The following is a 21,773-nucleotide window of genomic DNA, read 5'->3' on the forward strand; positions in this document are numbered from 1 at the left end:
CCGTTCAATTTATAGGACAAAAAGAAGGATAAAACAATGCAGAAGAAAAAATTTTCTTTAACACAATTAATTTTCATGGCACTGATGGCAGCCGTCATGTGTATTGCAGGGCCGCTTGCCGTGCCGATTGGGCCGGTTCCGATTACGCTGACCAATCTGGTTATTTATATTGCAGTCGGGGTGCTTGGTACCGCACAGGGAACCATTAGTTACTGTCTGTATCTGCTTCTGGGAATGGTCGGTCTTCCGGTTTTTTCCGGCTATGCCGGTGGACTTGGCAAACTTGCCGGACCGACAGGCGGATATCTGATTGGCTTTATTGCAATGGCACTGATTGGTGGAATTGTGATGGAAGTATCACACAGAAAACTGATTCCAACACTGATTGGCTGGTTTATCGGAACAGCCGTTGATTATCTGTTTGGAACATTGTGGTTTATGTATATCATGCACACGACATTTATGCAGACTATGGCAGCGTGTGTTTTTCCGTTTATTATCGGTGACTGTATAAAACTGATTGCCGGTGTCATGCTTGGCAGACAGCTTCATAAAATACTGGTACATGCCGGATTTATTAAAACAGCAGTAGCATAACCGCTAAAATTTTTTGATAAATCAATATGATAAATGAATAATTAATAAGAATTAATAAAACCCCGCACTTTCAATGTCCTCTACGGACGGAAAGCGCGGGGCAGCTTTTTATGCATTTATATTATCGCACAATTTCAGATGAAATTATACAAAATCTACTATGCAAGCAGTGTCTTTACATAATCTGCAATTTCCTGATTCTTGCAGTTTGCAAAGAATAATTCCTGGAATTTTTCACCGGCAACAGCACCCTTTACAAGGTCCTGATCAAGGTTCTTTAAAATGTCGATTAAGCTGTCTTTGAAAGCAACCTTTCTTACTCCATCAAGAATCTTCTTATTTCTCTGTTCCGGAACAACTCTTTCCTTTGGATAACCGCCGCCCGGTTCGCCTTCAAATAATTTTTCAAAAATGTATGTAAGATTTAATTCAGCACCCCAGCCAAAGCCCTTTGCAAATGGGAGTGAAATGGCATTACCGTCATTAATCTGCATAAACATATATGCATCTGAAGGGTCTACAACATGTCCGCACAGAACACCCGGGAATGAATTTAATGCAAGCATGGCGCCTTCACCTGTACCGCAGCCTGTTACAACGAAATCAGCAGCACCGCTGTTAATTAAAAGAGCAGCTAAAATACCGTTCTGTACATATGTCAGCTGTGCAGCATCGTCAGCAGCATACATACCGTAATTATCAACTGTATGTCCCTTGCTTTCTGCAACCTTCTTTAAAGTGTTATAAACCATTTCATTTTTTGCAGCCTGGCTGTTTTCATTAATCAATGCAATTCTCATGATTTTAAAACCTCATCTTTCTTTATTTTGCAATATTGCAATTAAATTAACTATAAGCAATTATGAGAGATTTGTCAATGTATGTGAAATTTGTAACAACAAGTGTTAACTTTGTAGATTTTTATGTTGACATTTAACGGCGCAGGTATTAAATTAGTTGTAAACTTAATTTTTTAAGAGGTTTACAATTTACAACAAAACGGAGATCGTGTAAAAAAACACACTGATGTGCTGATTTTTTACACAGCACTTTGTTTATGAGCAAAAATAAAGTGCTATGATGGCAGATGAGAAAACGCATGCACAAATTTTCATCGCCGTTTCGCAACAAGTTGCTCAGAAATGGAGATTAGTATGTTAGAACTTGCAAAAGAAATTGTCGGCGGAAGACGGCTGACAAGAGAAGAAGATTGTTCGTTTTTACTGGAAGCGGATATTAATGAATTGTGTGAAGGTGCGGATTATATCCGTAAAAATTTATGCGGAACACGCGCGGATTTGTGTGCAATTATCAACGGAAAAAGCGGTGCATGCAGTGAAAACTGTAAATTCTGCTCACAGTCCGCACATCATCACACCGCCTGTCAGGCAGGAGATTTTATTGATGAAGAAGCCATTTTATCCGGCTGCCGCGAAGCATGGGAGCAGGGAGTAGACCGCTACTGCATCGTAACGGCGGGACGCGCCATTAAAGATGAAGACTTTGAAAAAGCACTTCATGCGTACAAAAAAATGCATGAGGAATTTCCGGATATGATTTTGTGTGCATCCCACGGTTTTGTATCGGAAGAAAAATTAAAACAGTTAAAAGAAGCCGGTGTTTCCATGTATCATGAAAATATTGAAACGTCCGAGGAAAATTTTCCGAATGTCTGTACAACACACAGCTTTGAAGATAAAATCCATGAAATTAAGCGGATTCAGGAAGCGGGCTTAGAACTTTGTACCGGCGGCATTGTCGGCATGGGTGAAACATGGAAAGACCGTCTTAGCATGGCATTTACGCTCGCAGAACTGGGTATCCGTTCCATCCCGATTAATATCTTAATTCCTGTAAAAGGCACACCGTTTGGAGAACTTGAGCCGATGACGCAGGAAGATATATTAAGAACCGTCGCCATACTGCGTTATATCAATCCGAAAGCAGATGTGCGGATTGCTGCAGGCAGAAATTATTTTAAAGATGGCGGCGGGGAACTGTTTTTGTCCGGTATCAATGCCGCACTGACCGGAAATCTTCTGACAACCGGTGGAAGCAGTATGGAGCAGGACAGAAACATTTTAGAGGAAAAAGGATATATTTTGAAAAAGAAACCAACTGAAAAATAATTTATAGAACGGGAGAAGAAAATGAATAAAATCAATGCTGAAAAAACAAAAGACATGGTAATTATCGGACTGATGGCAGCAATTATTTGTGTGATGGGGCCGCTGTCAATCCGGCTGCCGTTTACACTGGTACCGATTTCGCTGACCAATCTGGCAATCTATTTCATTTTATATGTAGCAGGAACCAGACGCACTGTTATCAGTTATCTGATTTATCTTTTAATCGGAATGTGCGGTGTACCGGTATTTTCTAATTTTTCATCCGGAGTGCAAAAGCTTGCCGGTCCGACCGGCGGATACCTTGTCGGTTTCATTTTTATGGCAATGGTCAGCGGCTTCTTTATTGACCGCTGGTATAACAAGCCTGTGATTGCTTTTGCGGGAATGTGGCTCGGCAAAGCAGTCAGCGCGGCATTTGGTACAATCTGGTATGCGTATGTTGCAGGGCTTTCTTTTAAGGCAGCTTTAATGGGCGGTGTTGTTCCGTTTTTACTGGGAGATTTAATAAAAACAATCCTCGTTGCGGCAGTCGGTCCGGCTGTGCGTAAGCGGCTGGCAGTCAGCGGACTTGTAGAATACAGCGTGAATAATTCTTCAATTTAAGCGTATGCATTCGGATTTAAACCATTGTCATTTTATAAAATTCATTATATAATAGTCCAAGCAAATTGCAGGAGGGACTTATGTCAGCACAAAATGATACACAGGCGGCATTTATGGAAGCCATGAACGGCTTAAAAGAATATGCCAAAGTCAATGGCGGCTTTATTACCAAAGACGATGTACTCAGTTATTTTAAAGATTTAGATTTAGATGACGGTAAACTACAGATGGTTTACGGCTATCTGATGGCAAATAATATTAAAATCAAAGGCGCAGCTTCCGAAGATAATGAATTTTTAAAAATGATGGAAACCGCGGAAGCGGAAGAAATCCAGAAGCAGGAAGCCGAGGAAACCAAACAGGAAGAACAGGCGGGTGCGAAACAGCTTGAGGAATCACTCGACTATGCAGAAGATGAGAAATATTTACAGCTGTATCTGGAAGATTTAAAGCAGGTGGATATGCTTTCCGATACCAGTCTTGCATTTCTGTTAATGAATATTGTTGAAGATAATGATAAAAATTCACTGGAACTTTTATCGCAGTCTTTTTTAGGCAAAGTTACCGAATGGATTACCCCGTACCGCGGCAAAGGTGTGCTTGCCTGCGATCTGGTGCAGGAAGGTAATCTGGCAATGCTGTCCTATATCGGCCAGAAGCAGTGGGCAAACAATTACGAATGGAAAGATAAGATTAAAGAAGGAAATACGCAGGATTTGCTCGAAGTCCTTCACGGCATTGAAAAAGAAGTCCGTGAACTGGTTGAGGGCAGTCTTGAAATGATGATTGATGAACAGAAAGAATCCAATCAGGTCGCGGGCAGAGTGCTAGGAAAGGTCAATCTTGTCAACGATTGGGCAAAACGTTTAAGAAATGAACTGGAACGCAAACCGACCATTCAGGAGGTTGCTGATAAAATGGGCATTTCCCCAGAACAGGTAACGGAAGCAATCCGCTTATCGGCAGAAGCAATAGAAGACATTGATTATGTAAAAACCATGCCGCAGGCAGATACAAAGGCAGATGTTCCAAATAAACCGGTTGGAAAAATCAGCTTCCAGTAACAACATTTAAGAATAAAATATGAAATTTTACATAAGATATTGTGTAAAGACAAAGATTGTTGTATAATACGTTTAACGAAAACGAGATACAATTGAATAGGGCATTTCCTGGGGTGTTCGCCAGCCTGTTTATTTTGATCCTACATTATTCGCACGGGACTCCTATATCTTCATTTTCAATGTCAAGCCTCCTTAGTCAGTGGAAGGCAGCGGAATGAATGCGGTAACCCACCTAGCTAAGCTAGGAGTCGAAAACGCAGGCAACGGCATTTTGGGAATGTTTAATTGACAAAGTACAGACAAACTTCTTTTTATCCGCATAATGATGATAAAAGGAAGTTTTTTTCATTTATATCTTAATTTATAACCGCATAAAATCATGAATAGCGTTTATTCGGTTCATACAAATCAGTATAGAAGGGGACGGGTGTGATTTTAAAAAAGCGAAAACGAATTTGGATAATGGCAGGACTGTTTCTTTGTATTTTTCTTATTTTAGCGGCAGTTCTTTTTACAAAAAAGAAAAGTACAGATATCTTTACCATGGCAGAAGCTTCTAAAATGCTTGCTTATGCCGCAACGGATTTTAAGACGTCCGGAACGGATGACACCGGTAAATACTGGTATTCCGGTTATGTCAATGCTGTCAGCGAAGCCGGTCTGCTTAAAATTAAAAAGCCGCAGGCAGCGGTGCGTTTTAAGGATACATATGCACTGGCAAAGAAACTGGAAGTGCCGGAAACGGTTCTTGCAGAACTTCAAAACAGTGCGAAAGCGATGACAAAACAGGAATTTTTAGACGTATTTATGCAGCTGCTTCCTTATATGAAAAACGGTGAACAGGTTGTTAAAATACAGGCGGGGATTGCAGGCACGCCCGCAACGCTTAAACAGGCGGGGGAGTGGGAAGCCTACACCACCAAAGGCACCTACCGTTTTACAGGAATTGTGCTGGACGATAAGATTGATAAGACAGTAACAATGTATACCTGCGGCAAAGAAATTCTTGCAGTTGAAGATACTGTGGAAAACGAGGTAGAATATAAAAACATCTGGATTAAATCCAGTACGGATACCACAGTTGAAACCAATGTCTACGGCGCAGACCGCATTTTTAAAATCCCGGGACTGACAGCGCCTGTTGAAAATGTGCTTGCTGATTTAAAGGTGGAAAACGGCAGTGTCACACAGATTAATACCAAAACCGATACGATTACCGGCATGGTACAGGCCGTCACAAAAGACTATGTGGAAGTGCAGGGCTACGGAAAAGTCGCATTAGACGATGCGTTTATGATTTATGACATTTACAACGGCTTTGCCGTAAAGACTTATCAGGATATTATTGTGGGTTATTCCTTACAGGATTTTATCGTTGCAGAAGGCAAAATCTGCGGTGCGGTTATCTCTAAACCGCTGAATGTGCAGAATATCCGCGTTATTTTGAAAAATACCGGGTTTAAAAGCATTTTCCATGAAAATGTACGGCTGACGTGTTCTAAAAGCTTTATGGTCAGTACAAATGAACAACAGACACGCTACAACGCGGGGGACGTCTTTGAGCTGACACCGGATAATGAACTGCTTTTACAGGGACGAGTGACCGTCACACCGGATAACGGCGGTGAAATCTCTATTTTGTCGGTGATGCGCAGCCAGGGTGTGCCGTCTTATGAGGGCAGTATCGAACTGGCGGCTGCAGATGACGGCATTGTGATTGTCAATGATGTGCCGGTCGAATCCTATCTGAAGCGTGTTGTACCAAGTGAAATGCCTGCAAGCTTTGCCGTAGAAGCCTTAAAGGTGCAGGCCGTTTGTGCCAGAAGCTATGCTTACAAACATCTGGAAAACGGTGCTTACAGTGAATACGGTGCGCATGTGGATGATTCCACGATGTATCAGGTATACAACAATACATCGGAGCAGTCATCTTCCAATGAAGCCATTCAGAATACGCGCGGACAGATTCTGACCTATAATGGTGAAGTCGTGCAGACTTATTATTATTCGACCTCCTGTGGTGTAACGACGGATGTCAGCATCTGGGGTTCAGATTCATCGTCTTATCCGTATTTTGTAAGCCGCTTTGTCAGCCGTTCACAAAAGGAGCTGGATTTGACGGATGAAGCCGCTTTTGAAGCTTTTATTACGTCAAAAGATGAAAATGATTACGATGCCGGATATGCGCTTTACCGCTGGGAATTACAGGCAGATATTACAGCACTTTCCAACAGTTTTAACGCAAAGCTGTATGAAAAATATCTGTCAGCTCCGTCAAAAATTCTGACACAGCAGGCAGACGGCAGTTTCCAGTCACAGAAAATAACGGACATCGGCACGATTACATCTGTTACCGTCAATGAACGGGCGGCGGGTGGTGCGGTAAAAAGTGTGACTGTCTGCGGCAGTGCGGCAACGGTGCGCATTGACAGCGAATCCTGTATCCGCGGGTTATTCGGTATGACAGATGCAGAAATGACGACCAACACCGGAACGACAAAAATGGCATCGCTTCCGAGTACCTTCTGTATCTTTAAACCGGTATACGAGAAAGGCTCTTTAAGCGGCTACCGCATTATCGGCGGCGGATACGGACACGGCATCGGCATGAGCCAGAATGCAGTCAATGAAATGGTAAAAGACACAATGAATTATCAGCAGATTTTACAGTTTTTCTATCCGGGAACGGCAATCGAACAAAAATAAAACAACCGCAGAAAGTATTTTGATTTCTTGTTTTCACCCTGACCGGTGAAAATGAAGTCAACTGCCTTCTGCGGCTTTTTGTTTTTAATTTGTTATTTTTTTTAACAAGTCTTATTTTCTTTCCGCTTCTTTTTTCTTTTTCCGTGAAAACTTCGGCAGAAGCGGGCGGAGTGTCTGACTGGCAATCAGTGTATTTAATTCCGCACCAAAAAACAGAATCAGCATACATACATAAATCCACACCAGTGCAAAAATCAATGTTGTCAGACTGCCGTACATATATGAAAAATTCGGTGAATGTGCAACGTAGAGCGAATAGCAGTAGGAAAATCCGTACCAGCCGACTGCCGAGAAAACCGCTCCCGGAAATTCCTTTGTAATGCTGGACTTTCTTGTTGGAATAAATAAATACATCAGCAAAAACAGCAGAATCATAAATGACGGAAATAAAATCATACGGTTATTTAATATTGCCGATAAAATCACTGCAAGCCGAGGAATAAAAACTTCAATCAATCCGATCAGCTGGTTGCCAAAGACCAGCAGCAGCAGGGTCGCAATAATTAAAACCAGCAGTGCAATTGTATAGACCGTAGACATCAGCCGCTGTAACAGCCAGTTTCGTTTCTTTTGGGTATCGTAAATAATATTTAATTCCTGCATGATTGCAAGAAAGCCTTTTCCTGCCGCCCAAATGGTTGCAACCGTAGTAATGGATGTTAATGCTGCCGATGAATTATCATATAAATCTTCAATAATGGAAACCAGAAATGGTTCCAGCTGGACAGGAATTACACCTTTGAGCATCAGTAAAAGGGCATCTTCTGTCAGCGGAAGGAACTTAAACAAGCTCATCAGCAGCAAAAGACACGGGAAAATGCTTAATATAATGTAAAAACAGGACTGTGCCGCATAGCCGGTAAGATTATCCTTTGTCAGCTTGCGCGCAATTTCCTGAATCATAAAGATAATTCTCATAAAATGACCCTTTCTTTACGGTGATTTTATTATTATAAACTATTTTTCGGATAAGATAAAGATAAAAATATTGCATTTGTTGCAGGTTTTCGTTACAATATAAAGTACGGTTAAAATTAGTATACGCAGAAGTGGGAAAAATAATGGGAATTAATGTAAAATTACAGGTGTTCGAGGGACCATTAGACCTTTTACTACACCTGATTGATAAAAACAAAGTAAACATTTATGATATTCCGATTGCAATGATTACGGAACAGTACATGGAATACGTCAATCAGATGGACAAAGAGGATTTAAACGTTGTCAGTGAATTTTTAGTCATGGCAGCGACCCTTCTGGATATTAAATCTAAAATGCTTCTGCCAAAAGAAGTCAACGAAGAAGGTGTTGAGGAAGATCCGAGAGCCGAACTTGTTGAAAAACTGCTGGAGTACAAGCTTTTCAAATATATGTCGTATGAATTAAAGGACCGGCAGATTGATGCGGAGCGCGCCTTTTATAAAGAACCAACCGTTCCAAAAGAAGTCGCCGCATACCGCCCGCCTGTCAATTTAGAGGAGCTTATCGGAGATTTAACACTGCACCGGCTCAATCAGATTTTTCAGGACGTTTTAAAGCGTCAGGAAGAAAAGATTGACCCAATCCGGAGCAAATTCGGAAAAATCGAAAAAGAAGAAGTCAGTATGTCAGAAAAACTGGTGCAGGTACGTTCTTATTTAAAAGAACATAAGCAGTTCAGCTTCCGTCAGATGTTAAGTAAAAATTCGTCAAAAGTTTCGGTGATTGTAACATTTCTTGTCATACTGGAATTGATTAAAACAGGTTTTGTCACGGTACAGCAGGAAAATACGATGGCAGACATCGAAATCACGGTTGTAAAAGACCCGGATTTAATTGAAGATATTGAAGAGGAATAAAAAATGGAAATGGAGTTAAAACAGGCAGAAGCCGCGATTGAAGCGGTGCTGTTTACAATGGGAGAATCGGTGGAGGTATCAAAACTTGCCGCTGCCATTGACCACGATGAGGATACCACCAGAAAAATTGTACATAATATGATGGATAAATACGAAGCGGAAGACCGCGGCATTAAAATCATTGAACTGGAGAATGCATTTCAGTTATGCACCAAACAGGAATATTATGAAAATCTGATTAAAGTTGCCAGCCAGCCGCGAAAATATGCATTGTCCGATGTGCTTTTGGAAACGCTCTCGATTATCGCTTATAAACAGCCTATTACCAAAATGGAGATTGAAAAAATCCGTGGTGTGAGCAGTGACCATGCTGTAAACAAGCTGGTTGAATTCGGACTTGCCAAAGAACTTGGCAGGCTTGATGCACCGGGACGCCCAATGCTTTTCGGTACAACAGAAGAATTTTTAAGAGTATTCGGTGTACAGTCGATTGATGAGCTTCCTGTCATCAGTGAAGATTTAGTAGAGCAGTTCAAGGATGAGGTTGAGATGGAAGTCGAAGCTGATGAACGGCAGGCACAGGAGCAGGCAGCGGACGAATCGGAACAGATTACACTCGATATATAAAAAGATTTTAGAAAGGAAGTCAATCATTATGGAAAGAAAAAACGCATGGAAAAAATATGGCAAAGAGGATTTAAAAACAGTTTTTGATTTTTCTGAAGCGTACAGACAGTTCATTTCCTGCTGTAAAACAGAACGTGAATGTGTAAAAGAGGCAGTACGGCTTGCAAAAGAACGGGGCTACCGTGATTTACAGGATGTCATTGCCAAAAATGAGACACTGTCAGCCGGTGATAAAGTATATGCGGTTAATAAGGAAAAAGCCGTTGTATTATACCACATCGGAAAAGAACCGTTAGAAAAGGGCATGAACATTTTAGGCGCACATATCGACTCCCCACGCCTTGATATTAAGCAGGTGCCGTTATATGAAGATTCTGAACTGGTATTAATGGATACGCACTACTATGGCGGCATTAAAAAATATCAGTGGGTTGCACTTCCGCTTGCCTTACACGGCGTAGTTGCTTTAAAAGACGGCAGTGTCGTGGAAGTCTGCATTGGTGAAGATGCTTCTGACCCGGTTGTCGGCGTATCGGATTTGCTGATTCATCTTGCCGGTGAACAGATGAGCAAAAAGGCCGACAAAGTTATTGAAGGTGAAAATTTAGATATTCTTGTCGGCAGTATGCCGTCTTATGAAAAAGAAGAAGACGGAAAAGATGCAAAGGAAGCCGTTAAGAAAAATATTCTTGCGCTGTTAAAGGAAAAATACGGCATTGAAGAAGAAGATTTTATCTCTGCCGAGCTTGAAGCTGTTCCTGCCGGTCCTGCAAGAGATTACGGTATCGACAGAAGCATGATTATGGGTTACGGCCATGACGATAAAGTCTGCGCTTATCCTTCCTTAGCCGCCCTGTTAAATGCAGATAATCTGGACAAAACAGGTGTATGCGTACTTGTCGACAAAGAAGAAATCGGTAGTGTCGGTGCAACCGGTATGCACTCCCGTTTCTTTGAAAATATGACAGCAGAAGTTATGGAACGCATGGGACAGTATTCTGAATTAAAGCTGCGCCGCGCACTGACCGCTTCCAATATGCTCTCATCTGATGTCAATGCGGCATTTGACCCGAACTACGCAAGTGTCAGCGAAAAGAAAAATACGTCCTTCTTCGGAAATGGCATGGTCTTTATGAAATATACCGGCGCTCGCGGAAAGAGCGGTTCTAATGACGCTTCGGCAGAATACCTTGCCGCATTAAGAAAGGTTATGGATGATGCCAATGTTACCTATCAGACTTCAGAACTTGGCAAGGTCGATGCAGGCGGCGGCGGAACCATTGCTTATATCATGGGCAATTATGGCATGAATGTCGTTGACAGCGGTGTTGCCGTACAGAACATGCACGCACCGTTTGAAGTTATCAGCAAGGCAGACCTTTACGAAACCTACAGAGGTTACGAAGCTTTCCTGCATATGTAAATGTTTATATGAATGGAGAAAACAAATGAAGTGGAATAAATACTCAATCCAGACAACAACCGAAGCTGTTGATTTTATCAGCAGTATGCTCGGAGAACTGGGCATTGAAGGAATCGAAATTGAAGATAATGTACAGCTGACACAGGAAGAAGCAAAGACGATGTTTGTCGATTTTATCCCGGATTTACCGCCGGATGACGGCAGTGCAAAAGTCAATTTCTATATTGACTCCGATGAAGACGACAATACAATTATGGACAAGGTCAAGGACGGTCTGGAAGAACTGCGCCTGTTCTGCAATGTCGGTGCAGGAACAATTTCCGAATCCCAGACAGAAGATAAGGACTGGATTAACAACTGGAAGCAGTACTGGCATACCTTTACCATCGGTGACTTATATATCAAACCGACATGGGAGCCGTTAACAGAAGAAATGAAAGGACATGCGGTTTTAAGCATTGATCCGGGTACGGCATTCGGTACGGGTTCTCACGAAACGACCCGTATGGTGATCCGCCAGCTTCAGAAATATATCAAGGGCGGTGAAGAAGTCCTTGATGTCGGCTGTGGCAGTGGTATTTTATCCGTTGTTGCTTTAAAATACGGCGCAAAGCATGCATTTGGCACAGACCTTGATCCGAATGCGATTATTGCTTCCCATGAAAATGCAGAGCAGAACGACATTTCTGCCGCACAGCTGGAAGTCATTGAAGGAAATATCATTGACGACAAGGCGGTTCAGGACAAATGCGGATACGAATGTTACGACATTGTATGTGCCAACATTTTAGCCGATGTATTAGAGCCGCTTTCTGCAGAAATTACACAGCATATGAAGCACGGCGCATATTTTATCACTTCCGGTATTATCAACACCAAAGAGCAGGAAGTCGTTGACGCTTTTAAAAAGAACCCTGAACTTGAAATTGTAGAAGTAAATCATGACGGCGAATGGGTCAACGTAACTGCCCGCCGCAGATAAGCAGGATTCAGAGAAAAATGTTCTCGGAACGGAGAGGAAATGTATCATTTTTTTTCAGAGCATGAGCATATTCATGACACCTATATTGATATTGTAGGTTCGGACGTGAATCATATTAAAAATGTACTGCGCTTAAAAACAGGAGATTCTTTGTTAATCAGCAGTGGGGATAATATTGACTACACCTGCCATATCGCACAGATTGACGAAGAGCATATCCGTGCGGACATTGACTCGGTTGACGAGCGCGGCAGGGAACTGGCTTCCAAAATCTATCTGTTTCAGGGACTTCCCAAAGCAGATAAAATGGAACTGGTCATTCAGAAAGCGGTTGAACTTGGCGCTTTTGAGGTAATTCCGGTTGCCATGAAGCGGAGTGTCGTCAAACTCGATGCCAAAAAAGCCGAATCCAAAGTCAAACGCTGGAATGCCATTGCAGAAAGCGCGGCAAAGCAGAGTAAACGCAGTATCCTGCCTCAGGTATCCGATGTTGTAACCTTTGCACAGGCAGTGAAAATGGCAGAAAACTGTCAGATAAAGTTACTGCCGTATGAATGTGCAGACGGCATGGAAAAGACCAAACGGCTTATTGAAAATATTACCCCGGGTCAGGACATCGCTGTTTTTATCGGTCCGGAGGGCGGCTTTGATTTGGACGAATTAGAGCTTGCAAAAGAAGCAGGCTGTGAAATCATCACGCTCGGAAAACGCATTTTGCGGACAGAAACCGCCGGCATGATGCTGTTATCCGTCCTGATGTATCATTTAGAACAATAATCACATGGGAGAAAATCATGGAAGCATATTTAGACAACTCCGCAACAACGAAATGTGCCAGAGAAGTTGTTGAAACGGTTGTAAAAGCAATGCAGGACGATTATGGCAATCCGTCCTCTAAGCATATGAAAGGTGTCGATGCCGAACAGTATATCAAACAGGCCGCCGCCACGATTGCCAGAAGCCTGAAATGTCAGGAAAAAGAATTGGTTTTTACGTCCGGCGGAACGGAATCCAACAATATGGCAATTATCGGAACAGCTATGGCAAACAAGCGCCGCGGGAATCACGTTATCGTATCAAGCGTGGAACATTCTTCCGTCAAAGAGCCGTTTAACTTTCTGGAGGAGCAGGGCTTTCGCGTAACCTACCTTCCGGTTGATGCACAGGGCAGAGTATCCATAGATGCCCTGCGTGAAGCGCTCGATTCGGAAACGATTCTTGTATCGGTAATGTATGCCAACAACGAAATCGGAACGGTTGAACCCATTGAAGAAATCGGTCAGATTGTCAAGCAGTTCAATCCTGAAATTGTATATCATGTAGATGCCATTCAGGCATATGGAAAATTTAAAATTGTTCCGAAAAAGTTAAATATTGATTTACTGTCTGTCAGCGGACACAAAATCCACGGACCGAAAGGCACCGGATTTTTGTATGTGAAAGAAAAAACAAAGATAAAGCCCATTATTTTAGGCGGCGGACAGCAGAAAGCCATGCGTTCCGGTACGGAAAATGTGCCGGGAATCGCAGGACTGGGCGTTGCCGCAGGACTGATTTATAACAGCGCCTTCGATGAAAAAATACAGAAAATGTATGATTTGCGCAGTTATTTTATCGAAGAACTGCAAAAGCTTCCAGACGTGACAATCAACGGCTGTATGGGACGGGAATCCGCACCGCATATCGTCAGTGCATCATTTCGCGGTGTCCGCGCGGAAGTTTTATTACACGCGCTGGAAGATAGGAAGATTTACGTATCCTCCGGTTCTGCCTGCTCGTCCAATAAACCGGGATTAAGCAACACACTGGTTGCAATCCACTTAGACCCGGATTTGCTGGATTCCACAATCCGTTTCAGTTTCAGCTTTGAAACAACAAAGGAAGAACTGGATATGACACTGGAAGCTTTAAAAGAACTGCTTCCGGTACTGCGTAAATATACACGGCACTAAAATATCATGATATAATACATCAATGAGCGGTGCAGGGAACACCACCGGTCATTATTCCTTACAGCTTCCGCCAAAGTTATCCGGCGGGAAATATAAGTGTTCCCGGAATGGAGAATTATGTATAAAGCATTTTTGATTAAATACGGAGAAATCGGTGTCAAAGGAAAGAACCGTTATCTTTTTGAAGACGCCCTTGTAAGACAGATTCGCTATGCCTTAAAGAAAACAGACGGCGAATTTGAAGTAACCAAAGAAAACGGACGTATCTATGCAACGGCTGTCAGCGATTTTGATTTTGATGAAGCCGTAGAAGCCTTAAAGACCGTATTCGGTATTATCGGCATCTGCCCGGTTGTACAGATTGAAGACAACGGATTTGATGACCTTGCCGATACTGTTATTAAGTATTTCGACTCCGCATACCCGGATAAGCATTTTTCTTTTAAGGTCAATGCCAGACGTGCAAGAAAGAATTACCCGATGGATTCCATGGAAATCAACATGGAAATGGGCGGAAGATTATTAGACGCATTTCCTGAATTAAGCGTTGACGTACATAATCCGGACGTTTTACTTCAGATTGAAATCCGTAATAAGATTAATATTTATTCAACAGAAATTCCGGGCCCGGGCGGTATGCCAGTCGGCACAGCCGGAAAAGCAATGTTACTGCTTTCGGGCGGTATCGACAGCCCGGTTGCCGGATACATGGTTGCAAAGCGCGGTGTCGAACTGGAAGCAACGTATTTCCATGCACCGCCATATACGAGCGAGCGGGCAAAGCAGAAGGTTATTGACCTTGCAAAGCTGGTTGCAAAATATTCCGGTCCGATTACATTAAATGTTGTTAACTTTACCGATATCCAGCTTGCCATTTACGAGAAATGCCCGCATGACGAACTGACAATCATCATGAGAAGATACATGATGCGCATTGCCGAAGAACTCGGTAAAGAAAGCGGCTGTCTGGGACTTGTTACTGGAGAGAGTATCGGTCAGGTAGCCAGCCAGACCATGCACAGTCTGTACTGCACCAACGAAGTATGTACGATGCCGGTATTTCGTCCGGTTATCGGATTTGATAAGCAGGAAATCATTGATTTATCGGAAAAAATCGGTACATACGAAACCTCTATCCAGCCGTTTGAAGACTGCTGTACGATTTTCGTGGCAAAGCACCCGGTTACAAAGCCGAACTTAAATATTATCCAGCGTGATGAACATAACTTAGATGACTGTATTGACGAACTGTTTAAGACAGCCATTGAAACAACCGAAAAAATCCGCATTGAATAAGATTTTTTACAAAATAAAAACTGCCGCGGCAAGGCAGAAGCTTTGAGCGGCAGTTTTTATTTTTATTAAAATCACTATGTAAAACTGTAATTAGTTTGCCATGTATGGCTTTAATACAGCAAGAATTGTATCGACATCAGAATCGGCATGAATATTTAAGTCGATTGGCTTTGATAAGTCCAGACTGAAAATACCCATGATAGATTTTGCATCAATAACGTATCTGCCTGATACAAGATCGAAGTCTACATCAAATTTTGTAATGTCATTTACAAAAGACTTTACTTTGTCGATAGAATTTAACGAAATTTTTACGGTTTTCATTGCGAAAATACCTCCTACCAAATAATATTTACTCTATTAGTTATAATATCTATTTGGTAAAATTATGTCAATACAAAAATAAAAGACAGGAGCAGAAAAATTGAAAAAAGTTGCAATTCATAACCTGGGCTGTAAGGTCAATTCTTATGAAGCGGAATCTATGGAACAGATGCTTCGCGCCGCAGGTTATTCCATTGTTCCGTTTGATGAAAATGTTCCGGCAGACGTGTATATTATCAACACCTGTTCCGTAACGAATATTGCCGACCGCAAGTCCCGCCAGATGCTTCACAAGGCAAAGAAGATGAACCCGGATGCCATTGTCGTTGCCGCAGGCTGTTATGTACAGTCCGACAGTGAAGGTGTACAGAAAGATGAAGCGGTAGACCTTGTACTTGGCAATAACTGTAAAATTAATATTGTAGAAGCTCTTGAAAATTATGCCGCTGACCATGAATCCCATATCAGTGTACTGGATTTATCGGTAAAACAGCCTTATGAGGAACTGGAAATTGATAAGGTCAGTGAACATACCAGAGCCTATATTAAAATTCAGGACGGCTGTAACCAGTTTTGTTCTTACTGCATTATTCCTTATACCCGCGGCAGAATCCGCAGCCGCGAACTAGACGACATTTTAAAGGAAGTACACCGCCTTGCGGACAACGGTTATCAGGAAATTGTCCTGACCGGAATCCACCTGACTTCTTACGGTGTGGACAATCAGAAGGGCAGTCTGTTAGAAGTCATTTCACGGATTCATGAAATCGAAGGTGTGAAGCGAATCCGTCTGGGTTCATTAGAGCCGCGTGTTGTGACGGAAGAATTTGTATCGGCACTCGCCGCCATGGAAAAAGTATGCCCGCATTTTCATCTTTCCCTGCAAAGCGGCTGTGACAGCGTTTTAAAGCGCATGAACCGCAAATATACCACTGCCGAATATGAAGAAGGCTGTCGTATCCTTCGTAAATATTTTAACAATCCGGCGATTACAACCGATGTTATTGTGGGCTTCCCGCAGGAAACGGAAGAAGAATTTGAAACAACCTATGATTTTGTAAAACGGATTCATTTTTATGAAATGCACGTTTTCAAATATTCGAGAAGAAAAGGCACGGTTGCCGATAAAATGGACGGTCAGGTCGATGAAAAGATTAAGACACAGCGAAGTGGATGCCTTTTAGCACTTGAAAAGGAAATGTCTGCGGCATACCGCAAAGAAAGTCTTGGTCAGACGATGCAGGTTTTAATCGAAGAAAAGATGACTTACAACGGCACAGACTACATGGCAGGATATACGAAAAATTATATCCGCGTGCTAGTTCCGGTGAGTGACCGGATGACAGAAGCCGCCGTCAATACCATTGTCAACATAAACTGTAAGCAGATAACAGAAGATGAACTGTATATTATCGGCGAACTTTCTTAATCCCGGTAAAAATTTCCATATTAAAAGTGCTTGCATTTTATAAAATGATATATTATAATCAGACCCATAATTATATATTTCACAAAGCAATGAAGGAAACAAGTAGTATCTGTGAAAAGCAACAGAGAGCAGCCGGCAGGTGAGAGGCGCAGACCGGAAGCAGATATGAATACATTCCGGAGCAGCACTCCGAACAGGAAAGTACCCAAGTAGGCAGTGACGGATTGGTACACGTTATCGTACCCGGAGTATATTTGTACTTCATAAGATAAGCAGTGTGAGCTGTTTATGAATAAAGGTGGTAACACGTAAGCATCAGCTTTCGTCCTTTTAAATAAGGGCGGAAGCTTTTTTTATTAGAATTTTAAATGCAGACACCGCACCCGCCCTTGCCGTAAATCTAAATGATTTGCAAGTGCGCACAGGTAAGACAGGGTGTCTGCGGAAACGGAGGATTTTATGACATTATATGATGAATTAGTGGCAAGAGGACTGATTGCCCAGGTAACAGATGAAGACGTTATCAAAGACTTAATCAACAACGGAAAAGCAACCTTTTATATCGGATTTGACCCAACGGCAGACAGCCTTCATGTCGGACACTTTATGGCACTGTGCTTAATGAAGCGTCTTCAGATGGCAGGCAATAAGCCGATTGCACTCGTTGGCGGCGGTACAGCCATGATTGGTGACCCGTCAGGACGTTCCGATATGAGAAAAATGCTTACAACCGAGCAGATTGAACACAACTGCGAATGTTTTAAGAAGCAGATGAGCCGTTTTATTGATTTCTCAGACGATAAAGCACTTCTTGTCAACAACGCAGACTGGTTGTTAAAGTTAAATTATGTCGAGCTGCTCCGCGAAGTCGGCGCATGCTTTTCTGTCAATAATATGCTGCGTGCAGAGTGCTACAAGCAGAGAATGGAAAAGGGCTTAAGCTTCTTAGAATTTAACTACATGATTATGCAGTCTTACGACTTTTACATGTTATACCAGAAATACGGCTGTAATTTACAGTTCGGCGGTGATGACCAGTGGAGTAATATGCTCGGCGGTACAGAATTAATCCGTAGAAAATTAGGCAAGGATGCAAGTGCCATGACCATTACCCTGCTTTTAAATTCGGAAGGCAAGAAAATGGGTAAGACACAGTCCGGTGCCGTATGGCTCGACCCTGAAAAGACATCTCCGTACGAATTCTACCAGTACTGGAGAAATGTTGCCGATGCCGATGTATTAAAATGTATCCGTATGCTGACATTCCTTCCGCTTGAAGAAATTGATGCAATGGATTCATGGGAAGGCGCACAGTTAAATAAGGCAAAAGAAATTCTTGCATTTGAACTCACAAAAATGGTTCACGGTGAAGACGAAGCAAAGAAAGCCGAAAACACAGCCAAAGCAATCTTTACCGGCGGCGATTCCGCAGATATGCCGGGCGCAGTCTTAACAGAAGATGCTTTCAAAGATGGTGTTGTCGATGTCATAACACTGGTACATCAGGCAGGACTTGCTGCTTCACGTTCCGAAGCAAGACGTGCCGTACAGCAGGGCGGTATCTCCGTAAACGGTGAAAAAGTAACGGAAATTGATGCTTCTTTTGCAAAGGACATTTTTGAAGGCGAAGGTGCGGTCTTAAAGAAAGGTAAAAAGACTTTCCGCAAGGTGACAATTTCTTAAAAATAAACGTTTTAAGGATTTTCATGGAAAGGATTGTGCCTTATGAAAAAAGAAGAAATTATCTATGTCAGGATTTTAACCGTCATCGGTGCTTCGGCACTGATGGCGCTGATTCTGATTTTCGGTGCCGGGAGCGGACTGTTTCAGCGCATTGCAAACGGTATCAACGACAATACACTGCAATTAAGCAATGCCGATGCCGCAATTTACAGCCTTTATTTTTATAAAGGACTGGATGTCCTTTACCGGATTTTATATGCAGTCACGGTTTTCGGACTGATTCTGACAACCGCCGCCATGTTTTTTAAGTTAAAAGGTGCCGGTATTTATGCGGTATTAAGCTCTGCATCTGCTGTTGTCACCGGTGCATATATTGTCCTTTGCAGTATTTTTGAAGGAAATACCGCACTGCGCCGCATGGTGGTTCATTTTTACTTAAAAGACGTACAGACCGTAGCGCCGGAGCATTTATTGGGATTGCATTGGATGGCCGGTGTATTTTTAATCGTACTGGGTGTGTTCTGCCTGGTGATTGTAAAGGGAACACGGCTTGACAAAATGAAAGCGTACAGCAGTAACAGTAAAGCCGCCTGCTACAGCGTATTTATTCCGGTGCTTATGGGCAGTGTGATCTTTGAATTTTTGCGGGAATTACTGATTTCCGTGCTGTGCCAGCGTGGAGATACTTACACGGCTTCAGCTTATGCGTGTATCCGAAGTTATTATTTTGAGTGGGAATGGTTTTTTGACTATCCGTATGTATTGTATCTGATTCTTACCGTACTGGGTGTCATTGTGCTTTCCAAAGTCAAACTGCCATTGCCTGAAAAATTACGCTCTGCATGGCTTGTGCCTGGCATTTTAACGGTTATCGGTGTCGTGCGCAGTATCGTGTATTTATTCAATGCGCCGCCGCTGTTCGGGTATCTGACGTTTGATGAAAAACTGTGTGATGTCATTGAAAGTGCATATCCGCTTTATATGCTCGTTTACATTCTGGATATGGTCTTTTTAATGGCCCTTGTGGTTATGATTTTGCAGGAGCAGGGCAGTACAAAAAAAATACTGGCTGTCTGCGGCATTGCCACAGCAGTCAGTATCATAGGGATTCTTATCTGCGGATTTACCGCGGGGCTTCCGGCAATGTATATTACCGCCGCCGCTGCAGATGTCATCGGATTAATCGGCCTGCTTTATCGCGGAAATATCCGTGGAAGCCATCATTGAGTAATTCGTGTAATAAACGACAAATCCCGGTTTGGCAGAAGCAGGTTTTTTAACCTCTTTCTTAATTACATAATCAATTTCAACCTTGTCCTGGTCGCGTCCTTTGGAGTAATAAGCCGCAAGACTTGCCGCTTCTTCAAAGGTGCGGTCAGGCAGTTCTTTGCCGCCGGTTCTTACGATAACGTGGGAACCCGGCATTTTTTTTGCATGAAACCACCAGTCATTGCCGTTTGCAAATTTAAAGGTAAGCTCATCATTCTGAAAATTATTCTTTCCGACATACATATCAAAACCGTCCGAAGAAATGTAGTGGAACGGTTTACTCGTCACTTTTTCCTTTTTGCCGCCTTTGCCCTTGCGGTGAATGTAGCCTGCCTGAATCAGTTCTTCTTTTAATTCGACAAGGTCTTCTTCATTGACCGCAATATCAAGTGCCGTTGCAATAGATTCCAGATGCTGTGTTTCCGCTTTTGTTTCCTCAATCAGCTTGGAATCTGCTTCAAATGTACGTTTAAGCTTATTGTAGCGGTTAAAATATTTCACGGCATTTTCAGACGGTGTGAGCATCGGATCAAGCGGAATGGAAATCTCCTCGTTGGTGTAATAATTTAATGCCGTAAAAGACTTTGCACCCTCCGGGATATTGTAACCGTAGGTGTTAATCAATTCCCCGTATACACGGAATTTTTCTCTCTTTTCGGTATCCTTTAACTGTTTTTCCTGAATATCCAGCTTTTTATAGGAACGCTCCAGTGCTGTTGATACAATCCGTCGCAAATCCGAAGATTTCTGGCGGATTCGCGTAAATTTATCTTTTTCCGAATAAAAGCTTCGAAGCAGGGCACTGATAGAATCAAACGGCGTACAGTCCGCATACATCGCCATCGGAATCGCTGAAAATTCCTTTGGTTCACCGTTTTCATAAAAAATATTCGGCGCAAACTGACCGCTTTTTACCTGTTCCATGCAGTCCGAAAAAATGTGGTATAAGTGAAGCTGCTCATTTTCCTCCAGACAGTTTGCCGGTTTTTCGCTTGAAACAGAAGCTTCATAGCAGATTTCCTCCGCAACGACAGGACTGATACCGGTATAGCCGGTGTAAACCGCCTTTGAAAGCGGCATCGGCTTTGTAAAAACAGCTTCTGCAAATTCGGCATCGTTTGTCTGCAGCGGATTCTTTTTATGCATGGTCTGCGGGATAAAATACGTCCGTCCCGGCAGCACCTCACGCACGGAGCTTGTCTGCGAAGAAATGTGCTTAATGCTGTCTAAAATATTCTGTTTGTCATCACAAAAAATGATGTTGCTGTGCTTTCCCATAAATTCGGCAATCAGGTGCTTGCGGCACAAATCACCTAAATCATTTAAGTGTTCAATTTCAAAATCAAGGATTCGCTCCAGTCCCGGCTGTGTAATCGAGATAATTCTGCCGTTGTTTAAATGCTTGCGTAAAAGCATACAGAAATTCGGTGCCGTCATCGGACTCGGTTTATTTTCTTCTGAAAGATAAATCAGCGGCAGGCTGGCATTGGCTGAAATGACAAGCCTGTACTGCTGTTTTGGTGTTTTAATCGTAAAGAGCAGTTCATCGGTTTCAGGCTGTGCGATTTTATAAAGTCTGCCGCCAAGTAAGGTCTGCTCTAATTCCTGTCTGATATTTGCAATTACAATTCCATCTAAAGCCATTGTTTTAATTCCTTTATATCTATTTTTTATGTAGTCCCATGATAGCACATTTTTTAACTGGTGTCTTGTACTTTTGCACAGGAGTTGCTATAATACATTGGTTATTGATATAATCAAAATAAAACTACCGAAACATCAGTTTGGATT

19 protein-coding genes, 1 other RNA gene and 1 other annotated feature are annotated in these 21,773 nt (G+C 42.4%); of the genes, 16 read left to right on the top strand and 4 right to left on the bottom strand.

Going from position 1 to position 21,773, the window contains the following annotated elements:
- Positions 1-36 precede the first annotated feature (36 nt).
- Positions 37-597, top strand: coding sequence for a biotin transporter BioY (locus LI288_RS05540; RefSeq protein WP_022431250.1), 561 nt, complete (start codon positions 37-39; stop codon positions 595-597).
- A 158-nt stretch (positions 598-755) separates the two neighbouring features.
- Here LI288_RS05540 and LI288_RS05545 read toward each other — a convergent pair whose 3' ends face one another.
- Positions 756-1,397 (bottom strand): RpiB/LacA/LacB family sugar-phosphate isomerase, encoded by a 642-nt coding sequence (locus LI288_RS05545; protein WP_022431249.1) that lies wholly within the window; start codon positions 1,395-1,397, stop codon positions 756-758.
- 354 nt (positions 1,398-1,751) lie between these two features.
- Here LI288_RS05545 and bioB point away from each other — a divergent pair, with 354 nt between their 5' ends.
- From bioB to LI288_RS14405, 5 genes are all read left to right on the top strand, one after another.
- On the top strand, positions 1,752-2,726 hold the full coding sequence (gene bioB, locus LI288_RS05550) for a biotin synthase BioB (protein WP_227089709.1): 975 nt from the start codon (positions 1,752-1,754) through the stop codon (positions 2,724-2,726).
- A gap of 21 nt (positions 2,727-2,747) precedes the next feature.
- Positions 2,748-3,329 (top strand): biotin transporter BioY, encoded by a 582-nt coding sequence (locus LI288_RS05555; protein ID WP_227089710.1) that lies wholly within the window; start codon positions 2,748-2,750, stop codon positions 3,327-3,329.
- A gap of 80 nt (positions 3,330-3,409) precedes the next feature.
- Complete coding sequence (locus LI288_RS05560; RefSeq protein WP_227089711.1) at positions 3,410-4,393, top strand: sigma-70 domain-containing protein; 984 nt, start codon at positions 3,410-3,412, stop codon at positions 4,391-4,393.
- Positions 4,394-4,495: 102 nt separating this feature from the next.
- Positions 4,496-4,675: non-coding RNA, 6S RNA (gene ssrS, locus LI288_RS05565), on the top strand.
- 147 nt (positions 4,676-4,822) lie between these two features.
- Positions 4,823-7,099 carry a SpoIID/LytB domain-containing protein gene (locus LI288_RS14405; RefSeq protein WP_227089712.1) on the top strand — a complete coding sequence of 759 codons (2,277 nt, stop codon included), beginning with the start codon at positions 4,823-4,825 and terminating at the stop codon, positions 7,097-7,099.
- Positions 7,100-7,210: 111 nt separating this feature from the next.
- On the opposite strand, the gene LI288_RS05575 is transcribed toward LI288_RS14405, so the two are convergent.
- Positions 7,211-8,062: a YihY/virulence factor BrkB family protein gene (locus tag LI288_RS05575; RefSeq protein WP_227089713.1), complete on the bottom strand. Its 852-nt coding sequence runs from the start codon at positions 8,060-8,062 to the stop codon at positions 7,211-7,213.
- Positions 8,063-8,220: 158 nt separating this feature from the next.
- Between LI288_RS05575 and LI288_RS05580 the strand changes: the two genes are divergently transcribed.
- The 7 genes from LI288_RS05580 to thiI all read left to right on the top strand — a co-directional run bounded on the left by LI288_RS05580 (position 8,221) and on the right by thiI (position 15,277).
- Entirely contained in the window at positions 8,221-8,997 is a 777-nt protein-coding gene (locus tag LI288_RS05580; protein ID WP_227089714.1) for a segregation and condensation protein A, read from the top strand.
- A gap of 9 nt (positions 8,998-9,006) precedes the next feature.
- Complete coding sequence (gene scpB / locus LI288_RS05585) at positions 9,007-9,624, top strand: SMC-Scp complex subunit ScpB (protein WP_227089797.1); 618 nt, start codon at positions 9,007-9,009, stop codon at positions 9,622-9,624.
- Between the two features lie 28 nt (positions 9,625-9,652).
- Positions 9,653-11,047 carry an aminopeptidase gene (locus tag LI288_RS05590; protein WP_227089715.1) on the top strand — a complete coding sequence of 465 codons (1,395 nt, stop codon included), beginning with the start codon at positions 9,653-9,655 and terminating at the stop codon, positions 11,045-11,047.
- 25 nt (positions 11,048-11,072) lie between these two features.
- Positions 11,073-12,029, top strand: coding sequence for a 50S ribosomal protein L11 methyltransferase (prmA, locus tag LI288_RS05595; protein WP_227089716.1), 957 nt, complete (start codon positions 11,073-11,075; stop codon positions 12,027-12,029).
- 39 nt (positions 12,030-12,068) lie between these two features.
- Entirely contained in the window at positions 12,069-12,806 is a 738-nt protein-coding gene (locus LI288_RS05600) for a 16S rRNA (uracil(1498)-N(3))-methyltransferase (RefSeq protein ID WP_227089717.1), read from the top strand.
- A gap of 17 nt (positions 12,807-12,823) precedes the next feature.
- Positions 12,824-13,981, top strand: a complete 1,158-nt coding sequence (locus tag LI288_RS05605) for a cysteine desulfurase family protein (RefSeq protein ID WP_022431238.1) — start codon at positions 12,824-12,826, stop codon at positions 13,979-13,981.
- A gap of 117 nt (positions 13,982-14,098) precedes the next feature.
- Positions 14,099-15,277 (top strand): tRNA uracil 4-sulfurtransferase ThiI, encoded by a 1,179-nt coding sequence (gene thiI / locus LI288_RS05610; protein ID WP_227089718.1) that lies wholly within the window; start codon positions 14,099-14,101, stop codon positions 15,275-15,277.
- Positions 15,278-15,367: 90 nt separating this feature from the next.
- On the opposite strand, the gene LI288_RS05615 is transcribed toward thiI, so the two are convergent.
- Positions 15,368-15,601: an HPr family phosphocarrier protein gene (locus LI288_RS05615; RefSeq protein ID WP_022431236.1), complete on the bottom strand. Its 234-nt coding sequence runs from the start codon at positions 15,599-15,601 to the stop codon at positions 15,368-15,370.
- A 100-nt stretch (positions 15,602-15,701) separates the two neighbouring features.
- On the opposite strand from LI288_RS05615, the gene mtaB reads away from it, so the two are divergent.
- The 3 genes from mtaB (at position 15,702) to LI288_RS05630 (ending at position 19,940) form a co-directional block, all read left to right on the top strand.
- Entirely contained in the window at positions 15,702-17,030 is a 1,329-nt protein-coding gene (gene mtaB / locus LI288_RS05620; RefSeq protein ID WP_227089719.1) for a tRNA (N(6)-L-threonylcarbamoyladenosine(37)-C(2))-methylthiotransferase MtaB, read from the top strand.
- Between the two features lie 80 nt (positions 17,031-17,110).
- Positions 17,111-17,363 (top strand) — a binding site (T-box leader).
- A gap of 126 nt (positions 17,364-17,489) precedes the next feature.
- Positions 17,490-18,713, top strand: a complete 1,224-nt coding sequence (gene tyrS, locus LI288_RS05625; RefSeq protein ID WP_022431234.1) for a tyrosine--tRNA ligase — start codon at positions 17,490-17,492, stop codon at positions 18,711-18,713.
- 42 nt (positions 18,714-18,755) lie between these two features.
- Entirely contained in the window at positions 18,756-19,940 is a 1,185-nt protein-coding gene (locus tag LI288_RS05630; RefSeq protein WP_227089720.1) for a hypothetical protein, read from the top strand.
- On the opposite strand, the gene LI288_RS05635 is transcribed toward LI288_RS05630, so the two are convergent.
- Positions 19,893-21,626 carry an Rqc2 family fibronectin-binding protein gene (locus tag LI288_RS05635; protein WP_227089721.1) on the bottom strand — a complete coding sequence of 578 codons (1,734 nt, stop codon included), beginning with the start codon at positions 21,624-21,626 and terminating at the stop codon, positions 19,893-19,895. The genes LI288_RS05630 and LI288_RS05635 overlap by 48 nt on opposite strands.
- Positions 21,627-21,773: the final 147 nt, after the last annotated feature.

The sequence above is a fragment of the Lachnospira pectinoschiza genome (assembly GCF_020564355.1).
GTDB classification, from domain to species: Bacteria; Bacillota; Clostridia; order Lachnospirales; family Lachnospiraceae; genus Lachnospira; species Lachnospira intestinalis.